15 protein-coding genes are annotated in these 14485 nt (G+C 53.6%); 5 read left to right on the top strand and 10 right to left on the bottom strand.

Annotated features, from left to right (window positions below):
* The first annotated feature begins 33 nt into the window (after positions 1 to 33).
* Together ACJJIC_RS08140 and ACJJIC_RS08135 are read left to right on the top strand one after the other, a co-directional pair.
* Positions 34 to 624 carry an SIS domain-containing protein gene (locus ACJJIC_RS08140; RefSeq protein ID WP_226645585.1) on the top strand — a complete coding sequence of 197 codons (591 nt, stop codon included), beginning with the start codon at positions 34 to 36 and terminating at the stop codon, positions 622 to 624.
* Between the two features lie 3 nt (positions 625 to 627).
* Positions 628 to 1218 (top strand): BON domain-containing protein, encoded by a 591-nt coding sequence (locus tag ACJJIC_RS08135; protein WP_252082975.1) that lies wholly within the window; start codon positions 628 to 630, stop codon positions 1216 to 1218.
* 128 nt (positions 1219 to 1346) lie between these two features.
* Here the strand turns inward: ACJJIC_RS08135 and ACJJIC_RS08130 are convergent, their stop codons facing one another.
* Positions 1347 to 2537: a thiolase family protein gene (locus ACJJIC_RS08130; protein ID WP_444886954.1), complete on the bottom strand. Its 1191-nt coding sequence runs from the start codon at positions 2535 to 2537 to the stop codon at positions 1347 to 1349.
* Positions 2538 to 2715: 178 nt separating this feature from the next.
* Here ACJJIC_RS08130 and ACJJIC_RS08125 point away from each other — a divergent pair, with 178 nt between their 5' ends.
* Together ACJJIC_RS08125 and ACJJIC_RS08120 are read left to right on the top strand one after the other, a co-directional pair.
* Positions 2716 to 3312 (top strand): LemA family protein, encoded by a 597-nt coding sequence (locus tag ACJJIC_RS08125; protein WP_445356741.1) that lies wholly within the window; start codon positions 2716 to 2718, stop codon positions 3310 to 3312.
* A gap of 3 nt (positions 3313 to 3315) precedes the next feature.
* Entirely contained in the window at positions 3316 to 5211 is a 1896-nt protein-coding gene (locus ACJJIC_RS08120; RefSeq protein WP_445356740.1) for a M48 family metallopeptidase, read from the top strand.
* A gap of 19 nt (positions 5212 to 5230) precedes the next feature.
* Here ACJJIC_RS08120 and ACJJIC_RS08115 read toward each other — a convergent pair whose 3' ends face one another.
* The 9 genes from ACJJIC_RS08115 to zapE form a co-directional block, all read right to left on the bottom strand.
* Positions 5231 to 5854: a Yip1 family protein gene (locus ACJJIC_RS08115; RefSeq protein WP_252082979.1), complete on the bottom strand. Its 624-nt coding sequence runs from the start codon at positions 5852 to 5854 to the stop codon at positions 5231 to 5233.
* Between the two features lie 106 nt (positions 5855 to 5960).
* Positions 5961 to 7061, bottom strand: coding sequence for a GGDEF domain-containing protein (locus tag ACJJIC_RS08110; RefSeq protein WP_444886956.1), 1101 nt, complete (start codon positions 7059 to 7061; stop codon positions 5961 to 5963).
* 245 nt (positions 7062 to 7306) lie between these two features.
* Complete coding sequence (locus tag ACJJIC_RS08105; protein ID WP_252086012.1) at positions 7307 to 7702, bottom strand: ClpXP protease specificity-enhancing factor; 396 nt, start codon at positions 7700 to 7702, stop codon at positions 7307 to 7309.
* A 25-nt stretch (positions 7703 to 7727) separates the two neighbouring features.
* Positions 7728 to 8354, bottom strand: a complete 627-nt coding sequence (locus ACJJIC_RS08100; protein ID WP_252082981.1) for a glutathione S-transferase N-terminal domain-containing protein — start codon at positions 8352 to 8354, stop codon at positions 7728 to 7730.
* A gap of 104 nt (positions 8355 to 8458) precedes the next feature.
* Entirely contained in the window at positions 8459 to 10660 is a 2202-nt protein-coding gene (locus ACJJIC_RS08095; RefSeq protein ID WP_444884042.1) for a ubiquinol-cytochrome c reductase, read from the bottom strand.
* Entirely contained in the window at positions 10657 to 11256 is a 600-nt protein-coding gene (gene petA / locus ACJJIC_RS08090; RefSeq protein ID WP_444884041.1) for a ubiquinol-cytochrome c reductase iron-sulfur subunit, read from the bottom strand. Before petA ends, ACJJIC_RS08095 begins: the two co-directional genes overlap by 4 nt.
* A 301-nt stretch (positions 11257 to 11557) precedes the next feature.
* Positions 11558 to 11950 (bottom strand): 30S ribosomal protein S9, encoded by a 393-nt coding sequence (gene rpsI, locus ACJJIC_RS08085; protein ID WP_252082984.1) that lies wholly within the window; start codon positions 11948 to 11950, stop codon positions 11558 to 11560.
* 15 nt (positions 11951 to 11965) lie between these two features.
* Positions 11966 to 12394, bottom strand: coding sequence for a 50S ribosomal protein L13 (rplM, locus tag ACJJIC_RS08080; RefSeq protein WP_152454552.1), 429 nt, complete (start codon positions 12392 to 12394; stop codon positions 11966 to 11968).
* A gap of 127 nt (positions 12395 to 12521) precedes the next feature.
* Positions 12522 to 13646 carry a cell division protein ZapE gene (zapE, locus tag ACJJIC_RS08075; RefSeq protein WP_444902952.1) on the bottom strand — a complete coding sequence of 375 codons (1125 nt, stop codon included), beginning with the start codon at positions 13644 to 13646 and terminating at the stop codon, positions 12522 to 12524.
* Positions 13647 to 14003: 357 nt separating this feature from the next.
* Between zapE and ACJJIC_RS08070 the strand changes: the two genes are divergently transcribed.
* Entirely contained in the window at positions 14004 to 14444 is a 441-nt protein-coding gene (locus ACJJIC_RS08070) for a Z-ring associated ZapG family protein (RefSeq protein ID WP_252082986.1), read from the top strand.
* Positions 14445 to 14485: the final 41 nt, after the last annotated feature.

The following is a 14485-nucleotide window of genomic DNA, read 5'->3' as shown; positions in this document are numbered from 1 at the left end:
GGCGAACCCCAGTTCGCCAGTATTAAGGACACAATGGAACAGCGAGTCGTAACCCTTTTTCACCACAGCCTGGAAGCCACCATGAACGCCGGTGAGATACTGGCGCCCCTGATTGCGGAAGCCAGTGAGATGGTGGTGCACACACTGCTGGCAGAGAGCAAGGTGCTGCTCTGCGGCAATGGGGTCAGCGGCGCCCTGGCACAGAGTTTTTGCTCTCAACTTACCGGGGGGTTCCAGCGCGAGCGCCCAGGCCTGCCCGCCATGGCCCTTAACAGTGACGGCGTCTCCATGGGCACCGTTGCACAAAATCACGGCAGCGCCGATACCTTTGCGCACCCAGTGCGCGCACTGGGACAACCCGGCGACCTTTTGGTAATTATCAGCAGTGATGGTCGCGACTCAAATCTCGTTCAAGCCATGCGCGCTGCACGGGATCGGGATATGGGCATACTAGCGCTGACCGGTGGCGACGGTGGCGATTGTGCAGCCCTGCTAGACACACACGATATTGAACTGCGAGTGCCTTCTGATGTCGCAGCAGAGGTACACCAGGTGCACCTTCTGACTATTTTTTGCCTGTGTGATCTAATCGACAGCAGCCTTTTTGGTGGCTACGAGGACTGAACCATGAAAAAAAACCAACTTTCCTTGGGAAAACGCCTTCTCTCTGCCCTTGCCGCAACCGCATTACTCGGTGGCTGCAGCACCGTTATGGAGGCTACCCACGATGGCCCCATTCAACAAGATCCCGGCAAACGCTCACTGGGCACCTATATCGATGACGAGAGAATCGAAACGATAGTGACGGTCAATATCAATAAGGCACATCCGGATCTGAAGACCTCAAATATCGATGTAACCTCCTTTAACGGAGTCGTGCTACTCACTGGACAGGTGCCCGATCAGGAACTGCGCCTACTCGCCGGGCGCACTGCCAGCCAAGTACAAAATGTTCGCCAGGTTTACAATGAAACTCAGGTTCGCGGTAAAGTTACTTTTCTAGCCTCTACCAGCGATACCTGGCTGACCACCAAAGTAAAAACCAACTTACTCGCTCACAAAGAAATTGATGGTGCGCGCATTAAAGTCGTGACGGAAAACGGAGTCGTTTACCTGATGGGACTGCTCACCCCAGCTGAGGCCGAGCGCGCTGCTGACCTCACCCGCTCGATTGGCGGGGTTCAGAAAGTGGTGAAAGCGGTGGAATATATCAACTAACAACACATCCACTGCGCGCTACTGTAGCTAGGCCTTAATAAGAGCCTGGTGATATCGGTCAAAAAGAACAAGCGCAAAAAAACGGAGGCAAAAGCCTCCGTTTTTTATTTCTAACTATCGCGCGGGACCTATACCCGCTCAATCGCTACTGCTGTGGCCTCACCACCGCCGATACAGAGGCTCGCCACCCCTTTTTTCACATCGCGCTTTTCCATCGCCGCCAGCAGGGTGGTCAGGATGCGGGCACCGCTCGCGCCCAAAGGATGCCCCAATGCGCAGGCGCCACCATTCACATTGACCTTCTCCCAGGGCAGATCCAGCTCGCGCATGGCCGACATGGTCACCACAGCAAAGGCCTCATTGATTTCAAACAGGTCTACATCGCTGACGGACCAACCAGAGTTTTCCAGCAGCTTGTGCATCGCGCCCACCGGAGCGATGGTGAACCACTCGGGTTCGCGGGCAAACTGAGCCTGTGCCTTGATCACTGCCAACACTTTGAGACCGCGCTTCTCCGCTTCACTCTTGCGCATCAGCACCAGGGCGGCGGCGCCGTCAGAAATAGAGCTGGAGTTGGCCGCGGTGACAGTACCATCCTTGCGGAAGGCCGGCTTCAGCTGGGGAATCTTATCTGGGCGGGCATTGCCGGGGGCCTCATCCGTATCAACCTTTACCTCGCCCTTACGAGAAGCGATGGTCACTGGGGCGATCTCACGAGCGAAACTGCCACTTTCGATGGCTGCCTGGGCCCGAGCCAGGGATTCCAGTGCGAAAGCATCCTGCTCCTCACGGGTAAAACCGTATTTTTCGGCCGTACTCTCGGCAAAGGTGCCCATCAACTTGCCATCTGCCGCGTTTTCCAGGCCGTCAAGAAACATTGAATCCTTGACCTCGCCGTGTCCCAAGCGCATGCCGGAGCGAGCTTTGGCCAGCAGGTATGGGGCATTACTCATGCTCTCCATACCGCCGGCAACGATGACTTTGCCTTCACCCAAGAGTAGTGCGTCGCGGGCCATCATCACGGTCTTCATACCGGAGCCGCAGACCTTATTAACTGTGGTAGTAGGCGTGCCTTCGGGAATACCCGCAGCCAGGGAAGCCTGGCGGGCAGGCGCCTGCCCGACTCCGGCCGGAAGCACACAGCCCATCAGTACTTCATCGACATCGGCAGGAGACACGCCGGCGTCTTCCAGCGCCGCGCGAATGGCCGCGGCGCCCAGCTGCGGCGCGCTCAACGCCGACAGGCTCCCCTGCATAGCACCCATTGGGGTGCGTGCCATTCCAACGATCACTACTGGATCTGAGGTTACATCGCTCATTCTGTCTGCTCCCAGTTCAGCGCCGCCATCCCTGTCGTGGCGGCAATTGTTTTTAATGTCGCGGCATTATAGCCGAAGCCATACCCCGCTCCGCCAGAACCCCGGGGCAATACGTCTCGATCGCCACGGGGGCATGTTACTATCGACGCCAATCACAAGAAAAAGTGGCGAGGGGATTATGGAGATTTCAAGCATCGTCGTTCTGGTTGTTTTGGCCGCACTGTTGTTCTACGGGATCGGCATCTTCAACCGGCTGGTATCCCTAAAAAATCGCAACGAGAATGCCTTCGCTCAGATTGAGGTGCAGCTTAAGCGCCGCCACGATCTGATCCCCAACCTGGTGGAAACCGCCAGGGGCTACTTACAGCATGAGAGGGATACCCTTGAAGCGGTGGTCAGTGCACGCAACACCGCCATTAGCGACCTGAAGGCCGCGGCAGCCAGCCCTTCCAACGCCAACGCGATCGACAACCTCGGCCGTGCTGAAAGTGCCCTAAACAGCGCTCTGGGCCGCTTCAATGCTGTTATGGAGGCCTATCCAGATCTCAAGGCCAACCAGAATATGATGCAGCTCAACGAGGAGCTGAGCAGCACCGAAAATAAGGTTGCCTTTGCCCGCCAAGCCTTTAACGACGCAGTCACCAATTACAACATTTACAAACAGAGCTTTCCCCCCGTTCTACTGGCGGGATTCTTTGGTCACCGCGCCGACGGCCGCTTACTGGAGTTTGCCGACAGCGAAGCCATCCAGGTAGCACCACGAATCGAGTTTTAAGCGATGAACTTCTTCGAGTACCAGGATAAGGCCAGGCGCAACAGCGGCTTGTTAGTCGGACTCTTTACGTTGGCGTTAATTCTGCTGGTTGGATTGACCACCTTGGTGGCTGCCGCTGCGGTTTCGTATTCCCGCGGCCAGGCTTTTTCCCCACTAGCGATCGAGCAGCTGCTCGGCTGGCAGACAGTGGGCTACATAGCACTTACCATTGTGGCTATCGTGGCCCTGGGCAGCCTGTACAAACTGCAGCAGCTGGCCGCCGGCGGTAAAGTGGTAGCTGAGTCGCTGGGCGGGCGCAAACTCAATATCGCCTCTCAGGGCCCTGCCGAACAGCGCGCCCTGAATGTGGTAGAGGAGATGGCCATCGCCTCCGGTACCCCGGTGCCAGATGTGTACCTGATTGAAGATCAAGCCATCAATGCATTCGCCGCCGGCTACAAGCCTTGCGATGCGGTGATCGGTCTTACACGCGGCTGCATTGAAAATCTCAACCGAGACGAGCTGCAGGGCGTGGTGGCGCATGAGTTCAGCCATATCCTCAATGGCGACACACGTCTGAATATCCGTATCGTCGGCCTACTGAACGGCATATTGATTATCGGCCTGCTGGGCCACTGGCTGGTGCGCGGCGTCTACCCCAACAGTAGAGATAACCGCGGTCGTATACCCCTGTTTGCTTTGGGCCTAGCTCTGATGGTGTTGGGCTATGCAGGCACATTACTCGGCAACCTAATCAAATCCGCTGTGAGTCGGCAACGGGAATATCTTGCAGACGCCTCTGCGGTCCAGTTCACCCGCAACAACGCAGGTATTGCCAACGCCCTCAAGAAAATTGGCGGCTACAGCACTGGCTCAAACCTCAGTAGTGGCAGAGCGGCTGAGTTCAGTCATATGTTTTTTAGCAGCGGCCTAAAGCGCTCTTTTTTCAACCTGTTCGCCAGCCACCCTCCCCTGAGCAAACGCATAGCGCGGCTAGAACCGAGCTGGAATGGCCTCTACCTCAATGAGCGAAGCTCCACTGCACAAACACAAACTAGAGAAACAAATTCCGGATCAACTATCCATTTCGTCGACTCAGCCCCCTTCCAGGTCGCCCTGGAAGCGGTGGACAACAGTATTGCCTGCCCCAGTGCACAACAAGTGCAATACGGCCGTCAGCTACTGGAATCTATCCCCTCCGCTATCCTGCAGGCTGCTCACGACCCCTTCATCGCTCGTGCTCTGATTTATCATCTGCTGCTGCACAGTGGGGAGAGCAAGCGCGAGACCCAGATGGTGCTATTGAAGAAAATCGCCCATCCCGCGGTAGTAAGAGAAATGCACAAGTTAGCTCCACAACTAAAAGCCCTGCCCGACAATGCGCGCCTGCCGCTTTTAGATCTCTGCGTACCCGCACTCAAAGTACTGGTTCCACAGCAATACCAGGTATTCAAGAGGAACCTGATTAAACTATTGCGCAGCGATGGAAAGATTGAGATCTGGGAGTGGGCCCTGTACCGAGTATTGATGCACGCCCTGGAAAAGAGTCCCGATCGGCAGCGCCTTTCCAACAAGAAAGGCGCTGGTAACGATGCCTCTCGCTTCCTGATCGCAGCCATTGCCCATGCGGGTAATAGCGAGTACTTACCGGCAAAACGCGCCTACGAGCAGGGGCTAAAGTTTTTACAGCTAGAGGTCACCCCGCTGCCAAGCCGCAAAGATATCGATCTGCAGCACCTGGACAAAGCGATCGCTATAGCCAGTCAAATGAAGCCTTTAGAAAAGCCCTTACTGCTAAAAGCGCTGGTTTACACTCTAAACCACAATGGCATTATCAAGGCGGAAGAGATTGAGTTGCTCAGAGCGGTAGCGGACAGCCTGGATTGCCCTATGCCGCCCCTAGTATTAAAAGAAAACTAGCCTGGCAAATTATTTACTCTTAAGGCGCGTGGTGCTGATAGATTGGGCCTATGCCCACACTCCATAAAATAACGGAGGTGATTAGCACTGTGACCATCAACACCAAGGCCACGGTCAACACTGCGCAAGCATAAAGGAAGGCCCGCTCTTTATTCATATTCATCAAAATGGGGATGCCTGCAAACACCAGATAGATGGAATACATACCCGCAATTCCGACCGCAGCCATGGTCAACCAGGGGTGTGGGAAAAGCACGACAATGCTGGCAAGAAAAATCGGTGTGGTGATAAAAACGGCGAGTGCTGTACCTTCATAGTGCCTAGTGGGCTCATCCCCCTCGACCCCATAGGACCTGGCCATCCAGTTGATAAATTCCCCTAGGCAATAAACACCAACCAAAAGAGCAAAATAGGTAACGATTGATAAAACCGCCGCACTCTCAGGGGTCAGCTTCGCCAAGTGCCCGCCTACTTCAAACCCTACCCTAGTTACACCAAAATAACCGGCAACTGTAGGTATCAAAGCTAGAAATGGCACATGGGTCATGAATACCTGGAAGAAAGAATGCCTGTCCGCCCGTATAGCCTTCCACTCTTTCTCTGGGTTGGTCAGAATACCAATAGTGTGACTGAGTAACCGCACGCTTATTCTCCCTTTAATACCCTGCTTTGCAGTATCGGGGGTCGGCGTGAAAATAACCAATGCAAATAAGAAATTAAGCGCCACTTTCAAATCAGGTTGATTTATATCAATGGTGGATACTCATGCGATTTCGACCACTGCGTTTAGCTTTATAAAGTGCCTGGTCCGCAGCTTTTAGAATCTCCTCAGCCCTTCTCAATCTCCTGCTTTTCTGGGCAAGGCCGATACTAACGGTTACCTTGACTTGCTGGCCCGTACGGTTCTCAGAACGCCAAAATTTATTCCCAGAGCTACGTTTTCCTGAGCGCAGATGCATAGGGTAAGAGGCAATTTTCTCCCGCATAAATTCCAGCTGTTTCTCTGCCGCTTCCCGGTCACGCCCCGGTATCAGCAACACAAATTCCTCACCACCGTAGCGAAATAATTGCCCCGGTGCATATCTGGCAATTTGGGTAGCCACCATCCGCAATACCTGATCTCCAAGCTGATGCCCAAAGCGGTCGTTCAGCTTTTTAAAATGATCGATATCAATCATCGCAATGCAATAGTGCCACCCCGGTGTAAGCATTTGATAGCGAAACGCCCTCCGAGACTTAACCCCGGTCAGTTCATCGCGAAAAGCCAACTCATAACTACTCCCAAGCAACGAAGTTAGAAGAAGTAAGCCCGCTACAGACATCAGAGGAACCAAGGGCATACCACTCCAAACCCCATAAAGCATAAGCAGGTTGCAACTTAGCAACCCCATGGCTGTTGGTCCTGGGTAAAGGATCAATAGAGCGAATGCCCCCATTGAAGCCGCCATACAGGCCAAAAGTGGTAGTGGGGAGGTGAACGATTCAAAGGCTAACGACCAAGCCGGCAAGTGTGGCAACGAGAACTGCTGCAACAGTGGACCAAAGTTCTGCTGCACCCAAAAGAGTCCCATCCCCTGCCCAAGAAGCGCCAATAGCCAGACACCCCCCAAATAGCCCCAGATACTACGATCGCGGCTACAACTAAATAGCATCAGATTGAGAGCTATCAATCCCAGGTAAATGGGTAGGTCCTGCTCCCACCCCAATAACCAGTCCAGGCGAGTCGCCCCATAGAAAGCCATCAGCAGCAATGCAGCCAAACCAACCCGGCTGGAGTGGTAAAAAAAGCTGAGTAGAAGCGCCCCTACCAACAGGAGAAATGGCAGCTGGGCATTGTGCAGAAAGGCCAAATCAAGCCACGGTAAGTATTGGACAAGCGGTAAACCCAGAAGTAGCCCAGGTATCCAGCTAAAACGCAGCCACTGCAAATACGACGGCATGGTGATGAATAGGAACTAAAAAATAACAGGCAATTTTACGCAACTAGCAAGCGCGTATTCTCAGAAGTAACTCACAGAAATAGCGAGGAGCGAAAATAAGCTAGAGTAAAAACAACAAAGGGGGCAAAATCGCCCCCTTCGAAATCCTGATGCGATTACTTCACCACCCTTAAAGAGGGCTTTTTCACCGACTTTTTGCCTAAACTGGTAGGCGGTGTCGGCTCCGGCGGTTCCGGGGTCTCTTCAGGCTCGAACACCATGCCCTGCCCATTTTCACGGGCATAGATACCGATAACCGCCCCTACCGGGACTTGTATATCGGTAGGCACGCCACCAAAACGCGCATTAAATCTGATCGCATAGTTATCCATGGTCAGGCCAACCACAGCACTTTCCGAGACATTCAGCACAATCTGGCCGTCGTCGTTAACATGCTGTTGAGGCACCAAGACTCCAGACAAATGGGTATCCACCAGAATATAGGGAGTGCACCGGTTATCGGTTATCCACTCATAGAACGCCCGTAAAATGTAAGGGCGATTGGATGTCATAGCCGGCTTACTCACAAAAGTGTCCTCAACGCATTTCCCGTTCGTACTCAGTCAGGCTCTGCTGGAAGGCTTCGCGAGCAAATAGGCGATCCATATAATCCAGTAACGGCTTAACCTGCTTGGTTTTAGGCAAACTGACTTCAAACTGCTCAAGACGCCACAGCAGCGGGGCCATGCAGCAATCCACCAGAGAGAACTCTTCATTAAAGAAATAGGGCAACTCGGTAAACATCGGCGCAATACCAACGAAGCTATCGCGCAGCTCTTTACGCGCAGAAGCTACATCTTTGCCGCCGGCCAAGATTTTATCTACCAGCGGGCACCAGTCACGCTCGATGCGGTGCATAATCTGGCGGCTCTGTGCACGGGCAACCGGATACACAGGCAGCAACGGCGGATGCGGGAAACGTTCGTCCAGATATTCCATCATCACCTTGGTTTCGAACAATACTAAATCACGATCTACCAGGGTGGGCAAAGAATTATAGGGGTTGAGGTCAGCGAGCTCGGCTGGTTTATCATCGGGATCAACATCAATGATGTCGACGGAAACTCCCTTTTCTGCAAGCACAATGCGCACGCGGTGGCTGTAGTGACTGCGACCATCGGAAAAGAAGGTCATCGAGGAGCGCTTGTTGGTAGGCACACCCATGTTCAATCTACCTCAAACTAGTTGGTCGGCGAGCGCCAACCTTTTCAAAATATAAAAGGGTGGCGGAGCAACTCCACCACCCATCAAAGAGAAACCGGCGAAACTTAGTGGTGTATGTCTTTCCAGTACTCGCGGTTCAACAGCCAGGCGAAGATAAAGAATACAAAAATAAACGCCAGCACGTAGAAACCAATGCGCTTGCGATCTTCAGCCATAGGCTCGGCAATGTACTCCATAAAGTTAACCAAGTCATACATAGCCTGGTCGAACTCTTCGGGATTCATGGAACCCTTCACACTACCGACTTTCAGGCTGCCACAATCGGCATCCATAATGGGGTTGCCCAACTCATCGCGCACAATCTTGCCGTGGTCGCGCTTAGGACCCGGGGCACATTCCGGCAAACCCTGCAGCTCCATCAAAACATGGGGCATAGCGACACTGGGGAATACCAGGTTGTTCACACCGGTAGCCCGGCTGTCATCCTTGTAGAAACTGCGGAGATAAGTGTAGAGCCATTCCGGTGAGCGGGAGCGGGCCACCAGCGTCAGGTCCGGAGGTGTGGCACCGAACCACACCTTGGAGTCATCCGGACGCATGGAGATCTCCATCAGGTTACCAATCTTATCGTTGCCCAGAACCAGGTTCTGCATCATCAACTCATTGGGGATATCCAGATCAGTGGCAACGCGCTCCCAGCGGGAGTAGTTGGCACTGTGACAACCCATGCAGTAGTTGACGAAGTACTTGGCACCGCGCTGCAGAGACGGCTTGTCCTGTAGGTCGATATTGATGTGGTCCAGCTCAACACTGGACTCGGCACCTACCGCCTTAATCGGGATAAGGGTCAGCAGTCCGACAACCACGATACCAATAAACAGGATACCGAAAGTCTTGGCGCCAGAAGGGCTGGTTACACGCTCAGGCTCCGGATATACGTCATCGCGGTTAGTAATCCACGGCAGAGCGGCAAAGAAGCCCGCCAGTAGAAGGGTTACCACAGCCATGAAAGTATTCACAGAGAGATTGGCAACGGCCATCCACAGGAACAGCACACCGAAGCCGATGCTTACAACCCAGGAACCAATGCCTTTTTTGCTCTTCGGATTCGTCCAGACCGGCATGGTCAGGAAGAAGGCGAAGTAGAACAGAGTCGCCACCTGAGACAGGAAGTTGCGTTCAGGGGTCGGAGATTTAACACCAAGATAACCGAGGATAATAAATACCGCAGCGAACACCAGCAGTAATGCCTTGGGCAACCAGCCTTTGTAGCGGATGGAACGCACCGGGCTCTTATCCAACCAGGGCAGCACAAACAGCACCGCAATAGCAGCACCCATAGCAACAGTACCGAGGAACTTAGCCGGTAGAGGGCCAATATCCATAGTTACTGCGCGCAAAACTGCATAGAAGGGTGTGAAGTACCAAACAGGGGCAATATGTGGCGGTGTCTTCAGCGGGTTTGCCTCTTCGAAGTTAGCGTACTCCAGGAAGAAGCCACCCATCTCCGGGAAGAAGAACACCACGGTGGCGAAGATAAACAGGAATACCGCAATACCCACCAAGTCGTGAACCGAGTAGTAAGGGTGGAAAGGCACGCCGTCTTTGGGAATACCGTTCTCGTCTTTGTTCTTCTTGATCTCGATACCGTCTGGGTTGTTAGAGCCCACTTCGTGCAGCGCAAGAATGTGCAATACCACCAACAATACCAGCACCAACGGCAACGCAATGACGTGCAGAGAGAAGAATCGGGTCAGAGTAATACCTGAAATCAGGTAGTCACCACGAATCCACTCCACCAGGGTGTCACCGATGCCGGGTATCGCACCAAACAGGGACACGATCACCTGGGCACCCCAGTAGGACATCTGCCCCCAGGGCAGTACGTAACCCATAAAGGCTTCGGCCATTAGCACCAGATAGATACACATACCGAAGATCCACACCAGCTCGCGGGGCGGCTTATAAGAGCCGTACATCAGGCCGCGGAACATATGCAGATACACCACCACGAAGAAGGCAGACGCACCTGTCGAGTGGAGATAGCGTATCAACCAGCCCCACTCCACATCACGCATGATGTATTCAACGGAGGCAAAGGCGCCCTCTGCTGAGGGGTTAAAACTCATTACCAGCCAAATACCGGTCAACAACTGGTTGACCAGTACGAGCAGGGAGAATACGCCGAAGAAGTACCAGAGGTTAAAGTTTTTGGGCGCATAGTACTTGCCCATATGCTTATCCCAGGCCTGGTAGATCGGCAGACGCTGATCAACCCAGTCACCGAAATTTGCTAGCCATTTCATGCAGCGCCCTCCTGGTCTACACCAATCACGATTACAGCATCGCTCTCATAGGAATAAGGCGGAACCTCCAGATTGGTAGGTGCCGGAACACCGGCGTATACACGGCCAGCCATATCGTATTTAGAACCGTGGCAAGGACAGAAGAAACCGCCCATCCATTCGTCACCGCCAAGGTCGGCGGCACCGACTTCGGGACGGTACATAGGCGCACAGCCCAGGTGAGTACACAGACCAACCAAAACCAACAACTTCGGCTTGATAGAGCGGTTTTCCGGGTTTACATAAGCCGGCTGGATAGACTCTTCGGAATTGGGGTCTCGCAATAGCGGCTCCACCTTTTCCAGGTCCTGTAAAATCTCGTCAGTACGACGGACCACATATACCGGCTTGCCGCGCCACTCAACGGTGACCATCTGACCCGGCTCAAGTTTGCTAATGTTGTACTTAACCGGAGCGCCCGCAGCTTTCGCCTTGGCACTCGGCTTCCAGGAAGCGACGAAAGGCACGGCCACCCCAACCGCACCCGCACCACCAACTACAGAGGTAGCAGCGGTTAAAAAACGGCGCCGTCCTACATTTACACCGTCATCACTCATGACGTAGTTCTCCCATCACAGCGATCCCGGACAGACCGGAAATGCGCTGGCCCAAACCCAAAAAGTCTTGAAAGAAGTCCCGCTCCGGCAGATTGCCCGCGCGAATAAACCCCACAAATCAAGCGGATACAAATCCGCGCAATGTTAAAGAAAATGCCATTTTGATACAAGGCAAAGACCTGGGGAACGTCTGGAATTGCGCGGTGAAATTGCGAGAAATTGAACAATTCCCAAATGGGTATTCAAAGTCACAACTACCGGATAGAAAAAAGCCCGGCAATTGCCGGGCCCAAAAGAAAGCTTAACGCTTGGAGAATTGCGGCTTCTTACGCGCTTTGCGCAGACCCACTTTCTTACGCTCAACCTCACGGGCGTCGCGGGTAACAAAACCAGCGGCGCGCAGCGGTTGACGAAGTTCCTCATCGTACTGCATCAGGGCGCGGGTCAGGCCGTGACGGATTGCACCCGCCTGACCAAAGGAACCACCACCTTTTACAGTTGCGATGATGTCGAATTTCTCGACCATGTCTACTTTTTCCAGCGGCTGACGCACGATCATGCGAGCTACCTGGCGGCCAAAGTATTCGTCCAGGTCGCGACCATTTACGCTGATCTTTCCTTCACCGGGCACGATAAATACACGAGCGGTGGAGGTCTTGCGGCGGCCGGTACCGTAGTATTGAGTAGTTGCCATCAGATTTCTTCCCGTTTAGATCGCCAGTTCAATCGGCTGTTGTGCCGCGTGAGGATGTTCACTACCGCCGTATACTTTCAGCTTCTTGAACATGGCGCGACCCAGAGGACCCTTCGGCAGCATGCCTTTAACGGCGCTTTGAATGGTACGCTCGGGCGCTTTCTCGATCAGCTTTTCAAAGCTGATGGACTTGAGACCACCGGGGTAGCCGGAATGGCTGTGGTAGATCTTGTCTTTGGCCTTATTGCCGGTCACGCGAACCTTCTCGGCATTGATCACAATAATGTAATCACCAGTGTCCACGTGGGGCGTGTATTCAGGCTTGTGCTTGCCACGCAGGCGGTGTGCGATCTCGGCAGAAATACGGCCGAGGGTCTTGTCCGCAGCGTCAACAATGTACCAGTCGCGTTTTACCGCTTCTGGCTTGGCACTGTATGTCTTCATGTTATAAACACCTGTAATATGACCCCCTGGTTTTAGGGGCCGTCCCACAAAAGAGCGCGGATAGTACAAAAGGAGTGCTCGCTTTTCAAGCGATTTCTGGGGCGCCCACCCTTCTCGGCAAGCGAGGCTATTCCGGGCGATGCGCCCTCTCCAGGTACTCCCTGGACTGCATTTCCAATAACCGGCTGACCGTGCGCTCAAACTCAAAACGCAGGTGCTGCCCTCCATATAATTCTTCGGCCAGTACCTCTGCAGAGATAACCAACTTGACGCAGCGATCGTAGAATTCATCCACCAAATTGATAAAGCGGCGCGCCTGGGCATCCATGCGCTCATCAAACTTCGGTACCGCCGCCAACAGCACCGTATGAAATTCCCGAGCCAACTCTATATAGTCATTTTGTGAGCGAGGACCATCGCACAGATCTGCAAAATTGAACCAGGCAACATCATCTGCCACCTTCAGTGCGCGGATAGGACGCCCCTCAACCTGCAAGTCGACATCACTGCGCACCTCACAACCATCCACGATCAGACGGGAGAAACTGCTGGACAGGTTTTCGTCTGCCGCTCTGTCGAGTGGAGCATGGTATAGCTCCAGTAACTCCAGGGTGCGCAGCCGGTAGTCGGTGCCACCATCGACATTCACCACCTTGGTGTGTTGCTGAAGGAGTTCTATAGCTGGCAGAAAACGGGCTCGCTGCAAACCATCTTTATAGAGCCCTTCCGGCACGATATTAGAGGTGGCCACTAGAGCCACCCCACGGCGGAACAAGGCATCCAAAAGGCCCGCCAGGATCATAGCGTCAGCGATATCGGAGACAAAGAACTCATCAAAACAGAGCACACGCGCTCTTCGCGCAATCTTGTCGGCTACCTTTTCCAGCGGGTTTTTCTCCCCGGCATACTCCTTCAGATCCAGATGAACCTGGCGCATAAACCTGTGGAAATGGGTGCGCTGCTTCTGCTCAAAAGGCAGGGACTCATAGAAGGCATCCATCAGATAGGTTTTACCGCGCCCCACCCCACCCCAGAAGTAGAGCCCGCGCTCAGGCCCAACATCGGCGCCGCGCAGACGTGAGACTAGCCCGGCAAGAAACCCTCGCTCAGCCCTTGCCACCAAGCGCAGGTGCAGATTTTGCAGCTCCTGAACCGCTGCCCTCTGGGACGAGTCCTCCAAAAATTCAGGGCGCTGCAGGTCATTCTCATAGCGCTCAAGAGGGGAAAGTAAGAGAGGTTTGGCGGGCAACATAGATGAAAAATTCTTCAACAGCTAAATCACAGGCGCGCACTCTACCAAATTCACCACAAAGCCGCCTAGGCGACAAAGGTACAACATCGGCGACCCCAGCCAAGCCCTACCCGCGTCCGATTCGCCAGCCTATACCGGCAATTCGGAACTGGCGGTAAATTGGCGTGTCGCAAATAACTAACAACCTTAATTGTCAGATTAATAATCGCGTATACTGGGCCCGCTAACATTGGGCGACAGTCACTTAACGTTGACCATCCAGGGCCTCAGACAGTATCGCGGTCCAAATAACCGCCATCCATAATCATGCACCAGGGATCGCCAGTGCCATATAAGAGCAAGTTCGGGAGGTAGGAAGTGCACTCTACATCGGTATTAATTTTAGTTGGCATTCTAGGAATGACGCTGGGTGCTTTTTTAGCCTACCTGGCGATTCGCGGGCGCTCCAGTATTGACCGCACCCAAGAGCTGGAACAGCGCCTGCGAGAGGCCAATAGCAAGCTCGAGGATTTCCAGCTACAGGTCAATGAACACTTTGACCAAACTTCTCAGCTGGTTCACAACCTGACCGAAAGTTACAAAGACGTTCACGAGTATCTATCCAATAGCGCTTTACGCCTCTCCAACCAGGATATAGGCCGACAAATGCTTGAAGCCGGTAGCGGCAAACTGAAAGAAGACGACAAGCAACTTCAAGAGATGGAACCACCGAAAGACTGGGCACCAAAAGAGCCCGGCGCCAAAGGCACCCTCGATGAAGATTATGGCCTGGAGAAAGAGGCCCACGCAGGCAGCTAACAAGTAACAAGAACCCAATAAGCTCTATTTTTCGCAACGGT

Source organism: Microbulbifer mixtoriginis (SeqCode) (assembly GCF_052468275.1).
This window is presented reverse-complemented; position numbering and strand designations above follow the sequence as displayed.

Excerpts from the sequence above, each read along its gene's own strand:
- ACJJIC_RS08140 (WP_226645585.1), top strand. The coding sequence starts at position 34 with ATGGAACAGCGAGTCGTAACCCTTTTTCACCACAGCCTGGAAGCCACC.
- ACJJIC_RS08135 (WP_252082975.1), top strand. The coding sequence starts at position 628 with ATGAAAAAAAACCAACTTTCCTTGGGAAAACGCCTTCTCTCTGCCCTT.
- ACJJIC_RS08130 (WP_444886954.1), bottom strand. The coding sequence starts at position 2,537 with ATGAGCGATGTAACCTCAGATCCAGTAGTGATCGTTGGAATGGCACGC.
- ACJJIC_RS08125 (WP_445356741.1), top strand. The coding sequence starts at position 2,716 with ATGGAGATTTCAAGCATCGTCGTTCTGGTTGTTTTGGCCGCACTGTTG.
- ACJJIC_RS08120 (WP_445356740.1), top strand. The coding sequence starts at position 3,316 with ATGAACTTCTTCGAGTACCAGGATAAGGCCAGGCGCAACAGCGGCTTG.
- ACJJIC_RS08105 (WP_252086012.1), bottom strand. The coding sequence starts at position 7,702 with ATGACATCCAATCGCCCTTACATTTTACGGGCGTTCTATGAGTGGATA.
- ACJJIC_RS08100 (WP_252082981.1), bottom strand. The coding sequence starts at position 8,354 with ATGGGTGTGCCTACCAACAAGCGCTCCTCGATGACCTTCTTTTCCGAT.
- ACJJIC_RS08095 (WP_444884042.1), bottom strand. The coding sequence starts at position 10,660 with ATGAAATGGCTAGCAAATTTCGGTGACTGGGTTGATCAGCGTCTGCCG.
- petA (WP_444884041.1), bottom strand. The coding sequence starts at position 11,256 with ATGAGTGATGACGGTGTAAATGTAGGACGGCGCCGTTTTTTAACCGCT.
- rpsI (WP_252082984.1), bottom strand. The coding sequence starts at position 11,950 with ATGGCAACTACTCAATACTACGGTACCGGCCGCCGCAAGACCTCCACC.
- rplM (WP_152454552.1), bottom strand. The coding sequence starts at position 12,394 with ATGAAGACATACAGTGCCAAGCCAGAAGCGGTAAAACGCGACTGGTAC.
- zapE (WP_444902952.1), bottom strand. The coding sequence starts at position 13,646 with ATGTTGCCCGCCAAACCTCTCTTACTTTCCCCTCTTGAGCGCTATGAG.